This is a genomic window from Drancourtella massiliensis (assembly GCF_016900655.1).
GTDB classification, from domain to species: Bacteria; Bacillota; Clostridia; order Lachnospirales; family Lachnospiraceae; genus Sellimonas; species Sellimonas catena.
The window spans coordinates 58,405-76,284 of sequence record NZ_JACJKH010000010.1 but is presented as its reverse complement, the minus strand read 5'-3'; the positions used below and the strand labels follow the sequence as shown (position 1 = coordinate 76,284).

Annotated in this window: 15 protein-coding genes; 3 read left to right on the top strand and 12 right to left on the bottom strand. The window is 42.9% G+C overall.

Annotated elements, in window-relative coordinates:
- Positions 1–177: 177 nt before the first annotated feature.
- The 9 genes from H6A32_RS07285 to H6A32_RS07245 all read right to left on the bottom strand — a co-directional run bounded on the left by H6A32_RS07285 (position 178) and on the right by H6A32_RS07245 (position 11,440).
- On the bottom strand, positions 178–2,436 hold the full coding sequence (locus H6A32_RS07285; RefSeq protein WP_204864019.1) for a beta-L-arabinofuranosidase domain-containing protein: 2,259 nt from the start codon (positions 2,434–2,436) through the stop codon (positions 178–180).
- 79 nt (positions 2,437–2,515) lie between these two features.
- Positions 2,516–2,965, bottom strand: a complete 450-nt coding sequence (locus tag H6A32_RS07280; RefSeq protein ID WP_138372632.1) for an Rrf2 family transcriptional regulator — start codon at positions 2,963–2,965, stop codon at positions 2,516–2,518.
- 69 nt (positions 2,966–3,034) lie between these two features.
- Complete coding sequence (locus H6A32_RS07275) at positions 3,035–3,652, bottom strand: flavodoxin family protein (RefSeq protein ID WP_204864018.1); 618 nt, start codon at positions 3,650–3,652, stop codon at positions 3,035–3,037.
- Between the two features lie 121 nt (positions 3,653–3,773).
- Positions 3,774–4,493 (bottom strand): Rpn family recombination-promoting nuclease/putative transposase, encoded by a 720-nt coding sequence (locus tag H6A32_RS07270; protein ID WP_242958826.1) that lies wholly within the window; start codon positions 4,491–4,493, stop codon positions 3,774–3,776.
- 318 nt (positions 4,494–4,811) lie between these two features.
- The gene (locus H6A32_RS07265) at positions 4,812–5,516 is read right to left on the bottom strand and encodes a carbohydrate ABC transporter permease (protein ID WP_346342254.1); all 705 of its coding nucleotides are present in this window, start codon (positions 5,514–5,516) and stop codon (positions 4,812–4,814) included.
- Between the two features lie 141 nt (positions 5,517–5,657).
- Positions 5,658–6,581 carry a carbohydrate ABC transporter permease gene (locus H6A32_RS07260; protein ID WP_191434338.1) on the bottom strand — a complete coding sequence of 308 codons (924 nt, stop codon included), beginning with the start codon at positions 6,579–6,581 and terminating at the stop codon, positions 5,658–5,660.
- Between the two features lie 13 nt (positions 6,582–6,594).
- Positions 6,595–7,887, bottom strand: coding sequence for an ABC transporter substrate-binding protein (locus tag H6A32_RS07255; protein ID WP_204864017.1), 1,293 nt, complete (start codon positions 7,885–7,887; stop codon positions 6,595–6,597).
- Positions 7,888–7,966: 79 nt separating this feature from the next.
- Positions 7,967–9,253 (bottom strand): Gfo/Idh/MocA family protein, encoded by a 1,287-nt coding sequence (locus H6A32_RS07250; protein WP_138372647.1) that lies wholly within the window; start codon positions 9,251–9,253, stop codon positions 7,967–7,969.
- Between the two features lie 300 nt (positions 9,254–9,553).
- Complete coding sequence (locus H6A32_RS07245; protein ID WP_204864016.1) at positions 9,554–11,440, bottom strand: DUF5696 domain-containing protein; 1,887 nt, start codon at positions 11,438–11,440, stop codon at positions 9,554–9,556.
- Positions 11,441–11,592: 152 nt separating this feature from the next.
- Between H6A32_RS07245 and H6A32_RS07240 the strand changes: the two genes are divergently transcribed.
- On the top strand, positions 11,593–12,528 hold the full coding sequence (locus H6A32_RS07240) for an AraC family transcriptional regulator (RefSeq protein ID WP_204864015.1): 936 nt from the start codon (positions 11,593–11,595) through the stop codon (positions 12,526–12,528).
- Positions 12,529–12,559: 31 nt separating this feature from the next.
- On the opposite strand, the gene galE is transcribed toward H6A32_RS07240, so the two are convergent.
- The 3 genes from galE to H6A32_RS07225 all read right to left on the bottom strand — a co-directional run bounded on the left by galE (position 12,560) and on the right by H6A32_RS07225 (position 15,693).
- Entirely contained in the window at positions 12,560–13,582 is a 1,023-nt protein-coding gene (gene galE / locus H6A32_RS07235) for a UDP-glucose 4-epimerase GalE (RefSeq protein WP_204864014.1), read from the bottom strand.
- 66 nt (positions 13,583–13,648) lie between these two features.
- Positions 13,649–14,764 carry a phosphotransferase enzyme family protein gene (locus tag H6A32_RS07230; protein ID WP_087166646.1) on the bottom strand — a complete coding sequence of 372 codons (1,116 nt, stop codon included), beginning with the start codon at positions 14,762–14,764 and terminating at the stop codon, positions 13,649–13,651.
- A 2-nt stretch (positions 14,765–14,766) separates the two neighbouring features.
- Positions 14,767–15,693 (bottom strand): nucleotidyltransferase family protein, encoded by a 927-nt coding sequence (locus H6A32_RS07225; protein ID WP_087166645.1) that lies wholly within the window; start codon positions 15,691–15,693, stop codon positions 14,767–14,769.
- A 192-nt stretch (positions 15,694–15,885) separates the two neighbouring features.
- On the opposite strand from H6A32_RS07225, the gene H6A32_RS07220 reads away from it, so the two are divergent.
- Positions 15,886–16,860, top strand: coding sequence for an AraC family transcriptional regulator (locus tag H6A32_RS07220; RefSeq protein ID WP_243424871.1), 975 nt, complete (start codon positions 15,886–15,888; stop codon positions 16,858–16,860).
- Positions 16,861–16,946: 86 nt separating this feature from the next.
- Positions 16,947–17,858, top strand: coding sequence for a magnesium transporter CorA family protein (locus H6A32_RS07215; protein WP_204864013.1), 912 nt, complete (start codon positions 16,947–16,949; stop codon positions 17,856–17,858).
- Positions 17,859–17,880: the final 22 nt, after the last annotated feature.

Sequence of the window (17,880 nt, the reverse complement as noted above, 5' to 3'; positions counted from 1 at the left end):
TCCCGGTGCCATAAGCTATATTATAGGTTGGATATAGCGTATCATTTTTTGTGCAATATGTCAATTCCTGACGGGTGTTTTCCCCAATAGTTGTAAATTCTTTGAACAATTTCTTCTATAAACAGGAAAATCCCGAAGTTCATCTCCGGAATTTTCACTGCATACATTGCTGCCTTGTTACTTCTCCTTCCAGTACACCTGAAATGCTTCTTCCTCAATATCAAACAGCGGTTTCCAGGTCAGATCCCGATACTGAAATTCCAGCCCTGTTTTGCGTACTTCATCAGCTGCCTTTTGACCGTCAAGATCCAGTTCCAGAAAATTCTGGTCACCGCTCAAGGCCGCCAGGACATATGGTCCGTACAGCAGGGTATGAAGTTCCGGACGGTCCGGGGTCTTTTCCAGATAAAATCCGCACGGGAACAGGCAGCGGATTTCATGCCTGCCTTCCGGCACATCCATCTGGATATATCCATCCGCTTCGGTCCATCCATTCTGTTCCACACTATCCATCCAGATTTTTCTTCCTTCCCGGCTCCATTTTGGAATCCGGATATACATCGGGAATTCTCTCTTGCTTTCCACTTCCAGAATAACCGATTCCGGAGCTTCCATCTCTGTTTTCTGACGGATGGTGATTCCGGCCTCTTTCCATTCCAGCCTGGATTTTACAAACAGATTGACAAACAGTTTCTCTCCCTGATATGCGTAAATCATATCGGCATATTTGAAATGACTCTCCATTCCCGTTCCATGGCAGCAGGAATTCTCATGCTCAAATTCTTTACGGAATCCCGGAGCCAGCGGCATAAAGTATACCGTTTCTCCCGTTGCACCATGTTCTCTGCCTCCAAGAATATGATTGGTCATTGTCCTCTCATAATAATCCATCATTTCCTTTTTATTCTCATACCTGTACAGCTCTTTTGTGAGCTTCAGCATATTATAGGATGCACAGCTTTCCGCTGTATGCTTTGTCAGGAGATTCCCGATGCACCCCGGACCATGAAACATCTCATTTTCTCCGGTTCCTCCGATCGTATATAAGTGCGACTCTGTTACCGCTTTCCAGAAATAGGAAGCAATGTCATAATACCGCTTTTCTCCGGAGGCACGGAATATTTCCATTGCCCCTATCACCTGAGGAATATGCTGATTCGCATGCAGGTTTTCCAGCGCATCAATCCCTTTTTCCATTGGCAGAAACAGCTTTTCGTTATCAAAATATCCGGCGGTCTCCAGGAATTCTTTCTTTCCGGTAATCCGGTACAGTCTGGCCATGACGTCATTCATTCCACCATATTCACCCGCAATGTACATTCCCCACATCTTCATCCGCTTTTCCCTCGGAAGCCCCGAAAGACGGCGATATACCCACTCACCAAGTTTTACGGCAATTTCAAGTGCCTGGTCAATTCCGGCAAACTCATAACAGTCCAGAAGACCCGCAAAAATCTTGTGAAGTGTATAATAAGGAGCCCATATCTCAGGATACGGGGTGTATTCCTCCAGCTTATCAAACTGATCTTCCGGGTACCCGCTTAAAAATCCTTTCCGGATTCCCGGTATTTTTTCAAAAGCATCCTGACATTTGCCAAGTTCCTCAATCATATAACATGCTTTTTCTTTAATCGTTTTGTTTCCGCCTGCCTTATAGCAAAGCGCAAGCGCTGACAGATAATGACCGCTTGTATGCCCTTTGAGATGACATTCCGGCGCGTCCCATCCGGTCATCGGCTCTGCTCCTTTCACATCCAGCCCGCTGGCCTCCCTGAAATTATAAAGCATTCTGTCATCATCCATCTGAAGCAGAAATTCCTGCATCTCCTCCTGTGCTGTATAAAATCTGCTTCCCTCCTCCAGGACTGCTTCTCCATGGTCAAAATAGCCAATCAGCGGTTCTGTGTTCTTTTCCGCTTTCTGAATCTCTTTTTTGACTGTCACTTTGCAGAAAACCGGAAAGTCCAGGCCGTCCAGCATGCCTTCCTCCCGAAAGTTTCCGACCCGTTCATATACTCTTTGCGCACCCTCTTTCCAGTTTATCCGGTGTACCAGTGTCTTCCCGTCTCTGGTATGAATCACAGCCACATACGGAAGATAAACCTGTACCCCCGCCTGTGCATCTAGCTCCGGTTCTTCTACACTTTCAACCACTATTTGAGGCTTCTCTTCCAGAATACAGACTTTATACTCTTTCTCCTCTGTAACACCGCCGGCACAAAATGTTGCCCATAGTGAGATCGTCCGGTCTCCCGTCCCGTACGGAGGTCTTTTTACATTTCCTTCAGAATCCAGGAAGCGCTCGTGTCCTGATTTCCAGATAATTTCTGACCCATACTTTCCCTTTTTGGGAAGATTCAGATTAAACTCTACTGTATTCAGATTACCAAGGTACAGGGCTTCCATGTCTTTTTTGATGATTTCTTTCGCTTCCACGTTCTTTCTCCTTTTCATTTGCTCTTTAAAAACAGATTGGTGTAAAAATGGAGCCATTGCTCCATAGATGTTCTTTCATCTAGTCTGCAACGGCTCCTGTGGAGATATAGTTCTCCGTATCCCGTCTGACATCCTCCAAAGTGATGGATGCAAGTTCTCTTTCCATTGCGGTTTGCACACGTTCCAGCTTATCATCCAGTATTCTGTGAATATTTCTCCCGACAGGACAGTCGGCATTTGGATTCTCATGAAAGTGGAACAGTTCTCCATTTTCAATACACTCCACTGCACGGTAAATATCGAGAAATGTGATTTCACTTAATGGTTTGGCAACCGTTGTTCCTCCTGAACCCCGTGCCACATTTACAAGCCCCGCCGCCTTCAGCTGCAGAAGAATCTTCCGGATAATCACCGGATTTACATTGGTACTCTCCGCAATTAAACTGCTTGTGACCTTATGATCTTTTCCAAACACATCGATACAGGCAAAAATGTGTACTGCCAGAGTAAATCTACTTGAAATCTGCATCGTAAATTCCTCCTTCATGCATACTATTTTATCCGCATTTCGATGTAATGTCAACGATTACAATATGGTCTAACGGACAAAATTTGTTCTGATCGGATCTTCCTTTTCCGGCAGTCCATATGTTTCTTTTCCGAGCTTAATACTCTTCATCAGAAATGCCATATTTCTGGCAAGTGTGCGCATACTCTGCAATCCTTCCGCATCCTCTGCGGCCTCTCCCGGCTCTCTTCCGTGAATGCTGTTCCAGTACTGTCCGGATGCTACCGGCATGCCTGAAATAGTAAAAAATTTATTCAACTCATCAAAAGTAGAGGAAAGTCCACCTCTTCTGGCTACTGCCACCGCAGCACCGACTTTCATTGTTTTATCAAAATGTGTACTGTAGAAAAGTCTTGTCAGAAATGCTACCAGTGTTGCATTTGCTGACGCATAATAGACCGGTGATCCTACAACAAGTCCGTCACATTCCTCAAACTTCTCTGCCGTCTGATTTACAATATCATCAAAGACACATCTGCCTTTCTCGAAACACTGTCCGCAGGCTATGCAGCCTCTGACCGGCTTGTTTCCGACATGCAGAATTTCTGTCTCAATTCCCTCTTCTGCAAAAATTCTTTCCATTTCCTGCAAGGCAATCGATGTATTCCCGTTTTTCTTCGGACTTCCATTGATCATCAATACTTTCATGATATGTACCTCCTGACTCAAAATTGATGTTTCCCAACAATACTATTATAACACCAGAAGGCCGGTTTTCAAATCTTCTTTATAACGGCCGGAAAGGATATCCGGCTACCCGCCGGAGCAATCACAGGAGTTTCTGAAACTCTTCCACTGTCGTTCCATATTCCTCTGCCGCCTGCTCCAGCGTCAGAAGATGTTTCCGGTAAAGATTAATCAATGTTTCCTTTCTGCCCTCCATCTGTCCTTCTTTTCGGAGTCCTTCCTCATACTGCTCCTGATTGAACTCTTCCAGAATCACGTCCTTCACCTCCGCACTGTTTTTCTTCAGGAATTCTTTCAGTATATCCTGTTCAATACAGTTCTTCTGAGCTTTCCGAACCGCTTCTTCTATGGAAAATCCATGCTTCTGGTTCTCCCGGACCTCGTTTACAAAGTATGCGTACTCCCACAAAATTTTGCAGTTTTCCAACAATTCTTCGTTATGTCCCAGGTTAATATTAATCACCATTACATTGCACTCCAAAGCTGCCTGCCCTGTGAATTCCGATTTCATGAACGCATCCGAAAGCTTCAATTCCTGGTATTCGTCTTCCGCCTTTCCTCCATTATAGAATACCACATATACCGGAACCGGTAAAGGAATCTGCCCGGAGCTGTAAATATTAAGGTCCATTTTCTTTATATAGTTTTGATAAATTCTCGCCAGATAGAAAAGTCCACGTACGGGCATATTCGGATTCACTGTGCTTTGGTGTTCGTACAGATTCATAATGCTGGAAAAAAGAAAAGATACGTCGTTTTTCATTCCTACATAAATAACATCTTCCAGTGTTGTAATTTCCATTTCATCGGGGTCTGTGTAAGAAGAGTTGTTCAATGCATTGTAAAGAGATAAAAGATTTTTCCTGTCCCGGAAGATCATTCGGAAAAGTGTGTCTTTGTACTTTCGATTAACACTGCTGTTTTGAGATATGGTTTTTCTGTGAGTTTTAGATATGGTTTTTCTTTGCTTTTTACGCATAGGCAGAAGCCTCCTTTGAATTGAAAATAAATCAGATTTGAACATAGATTTGTGATTAGATTATTCTCTCAGCATAGCAGAATCCGCGGTAAAAAGCAAGGGCGCAGATTTTTCTGCGCCCCAAAAATACTTATGTAATTTTTAGCCTTTAATACCAGACTGTGCAACACCTTCAATGAACTGCTTCTGGAAAATAACAAAAACAACAATCATCGGAATAACTGCCAGTACTGCACCGGCCATCTGTACAGGATAATTTGTCGCATACTGTCCTTTCAGAAGTGACAATGACGGTGCAAGTGTCATCTTCTGAGGATCTGAGTTGACAATTAACGGCCACATAAAGTCGTTCCATGCAAATCTTGCTGTAAAGATTACCAGCGCTACAATACCTGGTTTTACAAGTGGTAACATAATCTTTCCAAAAATCTGGAAACGGTTACATCCATCCAGCAGCGCTGCCTCTTCCAGTTCCTTTGGTAAAGACATGAAGAACTGTCTCAAAAGGAAGGTACCAAACGCACTAAAGAGGTTTGGAAGAAACAGGCCGGGAATGGTGTTGGCAAGTCCTAAATTCTGAATAATCAGATACTGTGGAATCAGGAAAATCTGTCCCGGAACCATCAGAATTGCTAACAAAATCAGGAACAGTGCATTCTTAAACGGAAATTCGATTCTGGCAAAACCATAAGCCGCCATTGTACAAAATGCTACCTGAAATAATACTGTCAGTACAGTAACAAACACTGTATTAAGATAAATCTTTGCAAATGGTAATACGTCAAATACATACTGATAAGATTCCGTATTTAAACTTTCTGGAAGAATTGTCGGAGGAATTTTCATAGATTCCGGCAATGTCTTAAATGATGTAAAAATCATCCAGAGAAACGGGAATACAGTGATTGCAATACCGGCAATCAATATAATATGTATAATTAAATGGCTTCTAGCCCTCGCTGTTTTCACGATATCTCATCCTCTCTTTTAATCGTAGTTAACCCATTTCTTCTGTCCCCACAGCTGAATCACTGTGATAATCATAATGATTACGAACATAAAGATAGAAATGGCTGCCGCATATCCTTTATATCCATATACGAACGCGTTCTGATAGAACAGTACGTTTACAGTCTTAATTGCGTTAAATGCCGGGTTCTTGTCCATATCTACCATCATGTAGAGTGTATCGAACACCTGGAATGCACCAATTAATCCTGTGATCGTTACGAAAAAGATTGTAGGAGATACCAGCGGGATTGTAATCTTAAAAAATCTTTGCACAGGGCCCGCTCCGTCAATTTCTGCAGCTTCATAATATGATTTCGATACTCCCTGCATACCCGCAAGAAGAATGATCATATTATAACCGGCACCACTCCAGATACCAACCAGCATAACGCAGAACAATGCCGTGTGCGGGTTTGTGAGCCAGCTTTGACCTTCGATTCCGAAAATTCCAAGCACTTCGTTCAGAATACCATAATCTCCATTGAAGATCAGTTTCCAAACAAGGGCTACCGCTGCCGCCATGGTAACTGACGGCAGGAAGTAGATGGTTCTGTATAAACCTTTCCCTTTAATTTTTGAATTCAGGAATGTAGCCAATACCAGTGAAATAATCAATCCAACCGGCACAGTGATAACAGCGTATAAAAACGTATTTTTCAGTGCCAGAAGAAGTTCCGGCTCATTAAACAACTGTTTATAGTTTTCTATTCCGTTAAATGTTGCCATATTAAACTTGTTTACATCGTTAAAACTGAACCAGAAGTTTTGAAAGAATGGAAACACGTAGAATATGAACAATCCGATTGTAACCGGTGCAATGAAGAGATATCCTGCAATCCAGTCTTTTTTCTGGCGTCTGGTTGCTTTTTTCTTCACCGCCTTAGTATTTGCTTTACTCATAGTATCACCTTAATTATTTAGAATTCATTTTTTCAAGGATCGGATCCTGTTCTTTTGCAATGTTTTTACATGCATCTGCAAGATTTGTTTCACCTTTCCAAGCTGGTTCAAGATATTTCTTTTCAACCTGGCTGAGCTCAGATGTTACTTTGCAGTGAGGCAGTAATTCGGAGTTTGCTACATTGTCAAGGAATACCTGGCAGTCTACTTCGTCATGTGCATCAACAAAATACTGCTGGCAGTCATTTCTTGCAGAAATACATACTCCGGATTCACCCTGAATCTTCTGAGCTTCTTCGCTTCCTAACCACAGAGCGAATTCTTTTGCTTCTTCTGGATGTTCTGTATTTGCAGATACAGAGAATGCAAGTCCGTTGATGATATCTGTATCTTTTCCGTTGAATGTAGGTCTCTTAGCAATACCGTACTTTCCTTCCAGAGTCTTGTTGTATGATGTAATCATATAGTTTCCGGAGAAGTACATTGCAAGCTGTCCACCCTGGAACATTGCATCCGGGTCTGTATCGGACATCTGCTGAAGTGTAGGAGACAGTCCGTCTAATACAAGATCAAGCCATGGCTGGATACCGTCGATTGTAGCCTGTTCGCCCCATCCGGATTTCTCATTTCCTTCGCTCAGGAAATATCCGCCGTTTGCATATACAGTTGCATCATATGTTGTCTGTCCGGAGTTTCTGTTGATTGCTGTCGGGTACACACCTTCCGGAAGTCCTGCTGCCTGAAGATCTTCGCATGTCTTGCGGAAGTCTTCAAATGTCCATCCGTCCTGCGGATAAGCAACGCCTGCCTGGTCAAAGATTTCTTTGTTATAGAATACTGCGTTGGTATCGAAGTCTTTTGGAATTCCGTAAAGTTTACCGTCTACTGTATATCCATCTACCAGCGGAGCCGGGAAGTTCTCATGAATTTTCAGATCAGATTCTGCTTCTGCATCTGTCAGATCCATAAGGATACCTGCATCTGCATATTCTTCTACATGAAGAACATTCATTGTGATGATGTCCGGAGCACTTCCGCCTGTTGCACTTGCTTCCAGTTTTGTCCAGTATTCAGACCATGTTGTAAGCTGTGTAGTTACTTCAACATCCGGGTGTTCTTTGTTGTATGCTTCTGCCATTTTTTCCATTACAGGCTGCTGGTCAGAATCCCATACACTCATTACCAGTTCTACTTTTCCATCTTTGCTTCCACCGCTTTTACCGTCACCGCCGCATCCGGCAAGGAGGCCAGCGCCGAGAAGAGCTGTCAAACCAACAGCCGTAATTTTTTTGAGGTTCTTTTTCATAATAACACTCTCCTTTTCTTTTTTAGCTTTCGCCAGTTTCTCGCATATATGAAATGGTGTCCCATTTACATATCAAACATTAATTTCTTAATGTATCCAGATCCACTACAGCACCACCGTGTAATCTGGACTCTTCAGCAGCAAGTGCACAATAATGACTTTCTACAGACTGCTCTACTGTTGTAGTTCTTCCGGAAGGGCCCTTCCCTTCGAGCAGCATATCAATAAACTCTTCTACCATTCTGACATCTCCGCCGCCGTGTCCGGAGAAATCCGTAGCAATTTTGTTTACATCGATTGTCTGCGTTTCTTGACCAAACGGTGTAATCTGAATTGTATTAGCTGTCATATCGGCGATAATCTCGCCTTTTGTTCCCATAAACTTTGCATAACGGCTTCCAGTTCCTGTAAAGCCGCACATCGTATGGCTGATCGTTGAACCATCTGTCATCTTTAAGTTCACGACCTGATGGTCAACCACATTATTGTCACAGTAATACACGCACCGACCATATGGTCCCGTCTTGATCGCCTCTGTTACACTCTCTACTGTAGGATGCAGCGTCAGTACATTCACCGGCCACTCTGTATGACCATTTTCAACGCCAATTTTCGGATGTTTCAGATAAATCTTCTCTGCATCATACGGACAACTGTCCTTTACTTTACATCCATCCATACAGCGGTGAGCAGCACCTTCCGGAGCGCATTCTTCTTTGAATAAGTATGTATCCCCAAAAGAAGATACCGACTCGCATGTCTTTCCTGTCAGCCACAGCAGTAAATCCATATCGTGACAGCACTTCTGCAAAATCATAGGGCTGGTCGTATTGGAATTTCTCCAGTTTCCTCTGACAAAACTATGTGCCTGATGCCAGTATCCAACATTTTCAATAGACATAACTGAAACAATATCACCCGCTACTCCCGAATCAATAACTTCCTTTACTTTAGAGTAGATAGGTGTATATCGGAGCACATGACATACAATAACCTGTCTGTCGCATTCTTTTGCGACTTTAACCAATTCTCTGCACTCATCCAGATCCGGTGATATCGGCTTTTCAAGAAGCAGATGATATCCTTTTCTCAACGCCGGTATAGCCTGCCTTACATGCTGCTGATCCTGCGTTGTGATGAACATCACATCAGCAAGCTTGTCCTGTGCAATCAGATCCTCCGCACTTGTAAAACATCTTTCCTGAGGAATATGGAACTCTTCCGCCACTTCCTCTACCTTGGCAGGATCGATGTCTGCGATTGCTACAATTTCCATTTTCTCCGGAAACTTTTTTACTGCCTGTGCGTAAGTATCTTTCCCGCGGCTTCCCAGGCCAGCCAAAGCAATTGTAATCTTACCGCTCAACATTACCCCTCACTTTCTTCCTTTATATTGTGTTTTTCAACTATCGATTGACTTAATTATATAGTTTTTTATGCATAAATGCTTTTCTTATTGTCCTGTTATCTTGTCAAATCATCCTGCTTTTAGTCTAATTGCATAATACACATTCTTATCATTTGTTTTGTCTGTACACCTTGTCCTATTTTTTCAGTTTGATTTTTGTATATTAGCACAATAAAGTGCCGCTTAAAAAACACGGCGGAATCTATATGATTTCAATGCTGTCACATAAATTCCGCCATTTTCATTTATATTTACTTTTTAAGCAATCTCATATGTCTGTTTTTCAAAGTCAACCGTTACCTGCGTTCCATCTGAGAACGTAGTCCGCTGAATCATCGGATTGCTGTCTACCATCTCATGACGTACCATCTCGCATTTTGCAACTTTTTCATGAAGATCCGAAACCACTTTGCAGCGTTTGATATCTTCTTCCAGCTTTAATTCCACACCTGCTTCAAATGCACCGTCAAAATTCGGATAAGCGGCGTCACGGATCAGGTATGGAGCCCCGCCGTTCAGAAGCGCATACAGCATGTAGTCTTCTTCTTCACTCACTTTATCCATCATCCACGGTTCAATCACGCAGTCATGATAAACAAGGTTATAAAGCGGTACCGGAATTCCCTGCTTTGGTTCTCCCGGCTGGCGCAGCATGAAATCATACGGCGCGTAATGGCAAAATACCAGACTTGGTACTGCCCAGTCGCTTACCTCTTCAGAACTTGGAAGAATTCCTTTTGAAAGAAGGTATTCAAAGCATTTTGCACGGAATTCATAACAGTCTCTTCTTGTCATTCTGTGCATAGGATTATCGCACTCGTCTCCCTCATTACATGTAAATACGTCCAGATAAGCACCATCCAGACGGATTCCGTTTTTCTCAATTTCCTGGAAGTTTCTCTTTACATAGTAAGGAGCCTGTGTCGCACACAGATAGGATTGTGGTCCGCCCGCCCATCTCTGATGTTTTGGAATGCTTCCATCTGTGAGACGGCAAGCATAATTTTCATCAAAGCTTGGAGCTGCCAGATAGTAATCTCTGTACTGATCATGGATTCCAAACATATATCCGCATTCATGCATGGTATCTGCCAGAGATTTCATGCCTTCCCATCCGCCGGCCTCTTTACATGCCGGAAGGTAATCCGGATGCTGATTATCGTATCCCGGCTGTGCCCATCCGTCCAGATGCAGATACAGCTTTTCTACACCGAGATTATGAAGATGACGGATTTCTTTTTCTCTTGTTTCAAATGTAGTCAGATGGTTGTTTTTCTCCGGATTTTCCGGGTCAAAGAAATCAGAATTCGGCTGCACTTCTGTCTTGATTCCCTTATGTACAAATGCACATCCGATCAGGTCATTTACAGAAGGATTTCTTGCTGCTTTTTCTTCCAGTGTTCTGAGTCTTCCCTGTTCATTGACATAATTTCTGTATACTTTACAAAGATCATTATAATCGCAGTCAGATAACAGAGTATATTTCATAATTCTTCTGTAATCCATTTTTCCAAGACTTGGCTCAAATCTCACGCTGACATGAGAATATGGTCCGTTTGCCGGATGCTCTGCCTGATATCCTGCATTCCACGGCGTTACACAGATCGCAATATATCCTGCACGTCCGCGCACCTGGCCGAACCACGGCATATATCCTCCTGCAGTTTCGAAAAATCCGTCAAAAATCACCGGCTTTAACTCCTGCGGCCATGTATTCGGGATCAACATGCCCTGTTCCTGGTTCAGAAGTGTATACCAGTCTTCTTTCGCTTCTTCAAATTCCATTTCACCCGGCCAGAGTACTTTCTGCACCTGAAGCCCCTCTTCTTTTACAGGAATCCACTCAAAAAATACGTCCCCCGTCGCCTCTTCAATCCACACAAATGTTTCAAAGGTGTAAGGAGTTTCTGTACCGTTTACACAAAATCCCTCATAAACACTGAGGATTCCGCTTCCCGTTCCATTCTCGGCTTTTTCATGTGAAATTCTGCTGGCATCCTGAAACAGAAATTCTCCTTCTTCACAAATCATCTTCGGTACATAATTACCGGCCCATCTCCATGCTTCCTGATCTCTTCGCATCTCAAAGGTCAGCTTATTCTCATCGAATATAAGAGTTGTACCTGCTTTAGTGATCTCAATCATACCAATTTCCTTCCTTTTTGTCCATTTTGTTCAGTTTCACCCTATTGTATTTCCAATTATACATGGTTTTGCATAAACCCGCTTGCCTTATTATATGATTTTCTTGTCTTATTATCCATATTCTGCTACAATAACGAAAAGGAGGCAGCTTCATGACCTATGTAAAAACACATTTAAAAAGAGAAATTGTCATTAATTCCATTATTACCATACATTATTTTGAATACATACGGGATTTTATTTTTCATGGCGAAGCTCATGATTTCTGGGAATTTGCCTATGTAGACAAGGGAAGTGTCCGGATCCAGGCCGGTGAGGAACAGTATCTTCTTCATGCGGGTGATATCATCTTCCACGAGCCAAACGAATTTCATGCAATCGAATCTGTCGGCAATACATCTCCGAATCTTGTTGCCGTATCATTCGTTACCCACTCTTCTGCTATGCAGATATTCAGGCAGAAGCGTTGTACTTTGACAATGGAAGAACGTACCCTCATATCCAAATTGATCAGCATTGCACGCGAAACACTTGCCACTCCGATGAACCTTCCATCCATCGAACAGGTCAAACTGCGCCCCAATACACCGTTCGGCTCTGAACAGCTGATTCTTCTTTATCTGGAGTTTTTCCTGATTACCGTTGCAAGGAATCACGCCAACACCCAAAATGTTTCTCCGCAAAACCCGGTGCCAAAGATTTCTCCAGAACGCGTAATGAATAAGAGTGAACGTATAGAAAAAATCATTGAATATATGGAATTTCACATCTGCGAACAGCTTACAATCTCAGATATCTGTGAGGCACATTCTCTAAGCCGTTCTGCCCTGCAGTCCCTGTTTCACAAAGAAAAAGGCTGCGGCGTTATTGAATATTTTAACAATATGAAAATCGAACGTGCCAAGGATATTATTCGTGATGGTACGATGAATTTTACAGAAATTGCATATTTTCTTTCCTACAGCTCGCTGCAGTATTTTTCCAAACAATTTAAAAAAGCAACCGGAATGTCCCCGTTGGAGTATTCATCCTCCGTCAAAGGCATCAGCCGGTCACTTCGAAGAGAAGATACAGGGAGAAACATTTAAGTTTCTCCCTGCTGTTTTTCCCATTTTTATATTATTTATCTCCATATCCATCCGGATTCTGGCTCTGCCATCTCCAGGAGTCTTCGCACATTTCTTCCAGTCCGCGTTCTGCTACCCAGTGCAGTTCATTCTTCGCCTTTGTAGCGTCACAGTAACAGGTTGCAATGTCTCCTGCACGGCGCGGTTTAATCTCGTAAGGGATTTCTTTTCCGCATGCCTTGCTGAATGCTTTTACCATGTCAAGTACGGAATATCCATTTCCTGTTCCCAGGTTGTATACGGATACGCCCGCTTTTTCTTTCAGCTTTTCTACAGCGCGTACATGTCCAATAGCAAGGTCTACAACGTGGATGTAATCGCGCACTCCTGTGCCGTCATGAGTATCGTAATCATTTCCGAATACGCCGAGTTTCTCTAATTTGCCGATAGCAACCTGAGTAATGTACGGGATCAGGTTGTTCGGGATTCCTTTCGGATCCTCGCCGATTTTTCCGCTCTTATGCGCACCGATCGGATTGAAGTAGCGGAGCAGTACCACGTTCCATTCCGGATCTGCTGTATGTAAATCCGTCAGGATCTGCTCTAACATCCATTTTGTCCAGCCGTATGGGTTGGTACATGTTCCTTTCGGGCATTCTTCTGTGATCGGGATAAATGCCGGATCTCCGTAAACCGTTGCAGAAGAGCTGAAAATAATATTCTTCACGCCGTGATTTCTCATAACATCACACAGCACAAGTGTACCGGCAATATTATTATCATAGTATTCGATCGGTTTTACAACAGATTCTCCTACTGCTTTGAGTCCTGCAAAATGAATAACAGATTCGATATCTGCTTCTTTATCGAAAATTTCATTCATTGCCTCTTTGTCGCGGATGTCTGCTTCATAGAATTTCACAGTTTTTCCTGTGATCTCCTCCACTCTTTTCAGAGCTTCTTTAGAAGAGTTATATAAATTGTCCACAATAACTACTTCATATCCTGCATTTAAGAGCTCCACACAGGTATGGCTTCCAATAAAGCCCGCCCCTCCTGTTACTAAAATAGACATGCCTTTTCCTCCTTGATAAATTGATTCATTTCTTACATTATCAGGTTGATTATATCACACTTTTCACTATTTTTGATACTTTTTCACGATTTCGTTCATTGTATCCCACTTTGCTTCCATATCCTTGACCAGTGTAAACTGTGTTCTGCATCTGTCCAGATTGTGGTTTTCTCTGTGGATCTTGAAATAATGATCGCCTTCGAGATAGTCTGTCAGGAACCGCATACCGCACTCGAATGTCATCACTTTGGCACCCATCGGAAGCAGCTCAACTTCTCTTGGAGTGAGCTTGCCGCCGCATCCTTCCAGATATCCGTTTACATATACGTCGAACAGATTCATATCACAGGATACTTTGCTTAAATCCTGTTCATCCTCTGCCGCTGTACTTGCACCAAAACGAATGGAATCACCAAAGTCATGCATCGCAAGACCCGGCATTACTGTATCAAGGTCGATGACGCAGATGCCCTTTCCGGTCAGGTTGTCAATCATAACGTTATTTAACTTTGTATCATTATGTGTAACACGAAGCGGAATTTCTCCCTTTTCCAGAAGTTCTCCGAATACATTTGCCACGTCCTCATGTTCCAGAACAAAATTGATTTCATCCTGTACATATTTTGCGCGTCCGCAGACATCCGCCTCTACCGCCCTTTTAAATGTTTCAAATCTTGCTTTTGTATCATGGAAGCCTTTGATTGTCTCATGCAGGCTGTCTGCCGGATAATCCGCCAGAAGTCTCTGGAAGTTTCCGAATGCATATGCACTCTGGTAAAAGTCTTCCGGTTTTTCTACCTGATCGTAGCTGGAAGCATCTGTGATAAATTTGTAGGAACGCCAGTATTCTCCTTTATAGTCAACAAAGTACGGCTTACCGTCTACGGCCGGAATAACATTAAGTGTCTCTCTGTCCGGATCTCCGCCGTTTTCAATGATCTTCTTTCTCAGATAGGATGTTACTCCGATAATATTTTCCATCAGAGCTACCGGGTCTGTGAATACTTCTTTATTCATTCTCTGAAGAATCACTTTGATCTTTCCCATCTCTGCAATCTCAAATGTCAGAAGAAATGTATCATTGATATGTCCGTTTCCGTACGGTCTTTCATCAATCAGCATTCCTTCGTATTGAAAATTTGCAATCGCTTCATCGATCTGTACTTTATTTACACGCGCCATCTCTATTTGTCCTCCCATAATTTCTGCGGATATACTCCTGCGTCTTTAAGTGCCTGAATGGCAGCTACAACAACCGGTTTGTCTTCCTTATAAGTTACACCGTACCATTTGTCTTCCGATTCCAGAACAGTTACTGTTGCACGTTCTTCTCCAAGCAGTTTGCTTACAACAGCCGGGAGGAAGTATTCGCACTTCATCGGGTTTTCTTTCAGGCCACTCTCAAGGAATGCCGGGAATCCTGCCTTGATCTCGTCCAGAATACTTCTTGTGAATCCCCACATATTCATGGATACAAGCGTGTCCGGATCTACAGATACCCATGTTTCCCCATCATCTTCAGAGTAGGCGATGCCTCCGTCTCTCTTCTCGATGCGTGTTCTTTCATTAATTGCAACAAGCTGTTTGTTCTCATCCAGCTCGCAGATTCCTCGTGCCACGTGGCCATTGTCTGTAACTGTATTTTTCAGACGGTAACCAACCATCGTGTAACGGTATTTATCGTCATCTTCGTGTGTTGTCAGATAGTTGTAAATCACTTCAAACGCATGGCGTCCGTAGTAGTCGTCCGCATTGATAACCGCGAACGGTCCGTCCACTTCATCGATGGCGCTTAAAACAGCATGTGCAGTACCCCAAGGTTTCACGCGTCCTTCCGGCACCTCGAAGCCCTCCGGAATGTTATTCAGATCCTGGAATACATACGCAACATCCATGATCTCTTCCATTCTCTTTCCTACTGCCTCTTTAAAATCAGCTTCGTTCTCTTTTTTAATAATAAATACGACTTTCTCAAATCCTGCACGCTTCGCATCAAAGATAGAGAAATCCATGATAATGTGTCCTTCTTTATCAACAGGGTCGATCTGCTTTAATCCGCCGTATCTGCTTCCCATTCCTGCTGCCATAATTACTAAAACTGGTTTTTTCATATCCGAAACCTCCTTATTTTTTTCAGAACTTTTCCGTTCCTCTTCACGCTTTTTGTTTCTGACATCATTGTATGATAAAACCGAGGAAAAATCTTTGTCTGATATTTGATTTCATTTGTACAATCTGCATTTTTACTTTGACATTTTATACCGGAATGGGCTATGATGGAGACAAGAAGAAACCGATAGCGTATGATAATTAGAAAGGCGATGGATGCGATGACATATAAAGGAATTTCTTTTCGAAAAGAACTACTTATTGACCAGTTATTTTCCCTTCATTATTTTGAATACATGAGTACTTTTTCTTTTCCTGGAGAATCTCATAATTTCTGGGAATTTGTCTGTGTGGATAAAGGGGAAGTCACCATCGGCGCCGGTGATCAGATCTACACACTGAAAAAGGGGGACATTGCTTTTCACGAGCCGAATGAATTTCACTGGGTAAAGGCAAATGGAAGTATTGCGCCAAATCTGATCGTCATCTCCTTTTCCTCAAAAAGCCCGATAATGAACTTTTTCCGGAAAAAGATTTTACGAACCGACGATTTTGCCAGGAGCCTGCTCGCCCGGATCATTACAGAAGCCGGCAATTTTCTGGAGGGCCGGCTTGACGATCCATATCAGACAGTGCTCCGTCCAAAGTCTTCTCAGCCTCCTGCTTCCGGCCAGCTGATTCAGCTTTATCTGGAGGAACTGATGATCTATTTCTACCGGAAATATTCCGATCTTTCCACCCCGGCAGACGAAAAGCCGGACAAGCCGGACAAGCCGGACAAGACCATGAAAGAAAATATCGATACAGAGGTCTTTAACCGGGTCGTTGCCTACCTCGGCCAGCACCTTTCCGGGCGGGTCACAATCGAAACAATCTGCAAAGACAATCTGATCGGGAGATCTCAGCTCCAGAAAATATTCAGCAAAAAATCCGGTCTTGGCATCATCGAATACTTTTCCAATATGAAGATCGAAGCTGCAAAGGAACTGATACGCACCGAACAGATGAATTTTACACAGATATCAGAAAAACTCGGTTACACCTCCATCCACTATTTTTCCAGGCAGTTTAAAAAGGTAACCGGAATGACACCTTCCGAGTACGCCTCATCCATCAAGGCCATGGCAGACCGGAGCCATCGCCCGCAGCCGGATCAGGATTCGGAATGATTTACACAGATCTAACATAATATTTGCACTTTATTTACAGGTTACTTTTATAATCAAACAACAAGACAGGAAATACAGGTGATTTTATGATTTATCAATATGGAGAACAACTCCTTCCCATTCCATTTGCCGAATGGGAAACAGCGCGGGAGCCTGCAATATTTGTAACAGACTCCAAACATGCTCCGGATATTCTGGAGCAGGCAAATATCATATATGAAAATGAAATTTCCTTATCCAAAATCCGGTTCTGCAAACTGGAAACCCAGCAGGAATGTCTCGTAAGCACTTTCTGCATTCCCAAACTGGCAGATGTCCTCGGAAGCAGATACCGCATTTACCTCTTTGTCAATCGTCATAATATCGTAATCGTAGATGATGATGGATTCTCCGACCGGCTGATATATCGAATACAGCAGAAGAAAGCACATCAGGGTGAAACAAAAGAACGATTCCTCTATAATTATATTTCTGAGTTTATCAGTCTGGATCCGGAAATTCTGAGCAATTATGAAAAACGACTATTTCAAATGGAAGAGGATGTCATACAGGAAAAAGTAAAAAACTTTCAGCACGAACTGATTCCCCTGCGGCGCGAACTGCTCACATTCCGCAGCTATTATGATGAAATCATGGATCTTGGACGCGCACTTGAAGAGAATGAAAATGGCTTTTTTATCAAGAAGCATCTCAAGTATTTTGGCACGATCGGAGACCGGGCCGACCGGCTGCTGAGTAAAACAAACCATCTGTTGGATTACGCACAGCAGATTAAAGAAGCCTACCAGTCCCAGATCGATGCCCGGCAGAACAACAACATGCAGTTCCTGACCGTAATTTCCACCATCTTCTTCCCGCTCACCCTCATCACCGGATGGTTTGGAATGAACTTCAAAAACATGCCGGGGCTCGACAACGGCTATGGAAGCGTCGTCATACTCTGCATTCTCATCATCATACTATGCATCATTATATTCAAAAAAAAGAAGCTGATTTGATGTTTTTTTGGTTATTTTTTTG

What these genes read in the sequence shown, in the direction of transcription:
- galE (WP_204864014.1), bottom strand. Translation starts at nt 13,582, where the DNA reads ATGTCTATTTTAGTAACAGGAGGGGCGGGCTTTATTGGAAGCCATACC.
- H6A32_RS07260 (WP_191434338.1), bottom strand. Translation starts at nt 6,581, where the DNA reads ATGAGTAAAGCAAATACTAAGGCGGTGAAGAAAAAAGCAACCAGACGC.
- H6A32_RS07265 (WP_346342254.1), bottom strand. Translation starts at nt 5,516, where the DNA reads ATGAAAATTCCTCCGACAATTCTTCCAGAAAGTTTAAATACGGAATCT.
- H6A32_RS07225 (WP_087166645.1), bottom strand. Translation starts at nt 15,693, where the DNA reads ATGAAAAAACCAGTTTTAGTAATTATGGCAGCAGGAATGGGAAGCAGA.
- H6A32_RS07280 (WP_138372632.1), bottom strand. Translation starts at nt 2,965, where the DNA reads ATGCAGATTTCAAGTAGATTTACTCTGGCAGTACACATTTTTGCCTGT.
- H6A32_RS07255 (WP_204864017.1), bottom strand. Translation starts at nt 7,887, where the DNA reads ATGAAAAAGAACCTCAAAAAAATTACGGCTGTTGGTTTGACAGCTCTT.
- H6A32_RS07245 (WP_204864016.1), bottom strand. Translation starts at nt 11,440, where the DNA reads ATGATTGAGATCACTAAAGCAGGTACAACTCTTATATTCGATGAGAAT.
- H6A32_RS07230 (WP_087166646.1), bottom strand. Translation starts at nt 14,764, where the DNA reads ATGGCGCGTGTAAATAAAGTACAGATCGATGAAGCGATTGCAAATTTT.
- H6A32_RS07240 (WP_204864015.1), top strand. Translation starts at nt 11,593, where the DNA reads ATGACCTATGTAAAAACACATTTAAAAAGAGAAATTGTCATTAATTCC.
- H6A32_RS07270 (WP_242958826.1), bottom strand. Translation starts at nt 4,493, where the DNA reads ATGGAAATTACAACACTGGAAGATGTTATTTATGTAGGAATGAAAAAC.
- H6A32_RS07275 (WP_204864018.1), bottom strand. Translation starts at nt 3,652, where the DNA reads ATGAAAGTATTGATGATCAATGGAAGTCCGAAGAAAAACGGGAATACA.
- H6A32_RS07220 (WP_243424871.1), top strand. Translation starts at nt 15,886, where the DNA reads ATGATAATTAGAAAGGCGATGGATGCGATGACATATAAAGGAATTTCT.
- H6A32_RS07215 (WP_204864013.1), top strand. Translation starts at nt 16,947, where the DNA reads ATGATTTATCAATATGGAGAACAACTCCTTCCCATTCCATTTGCCGAA.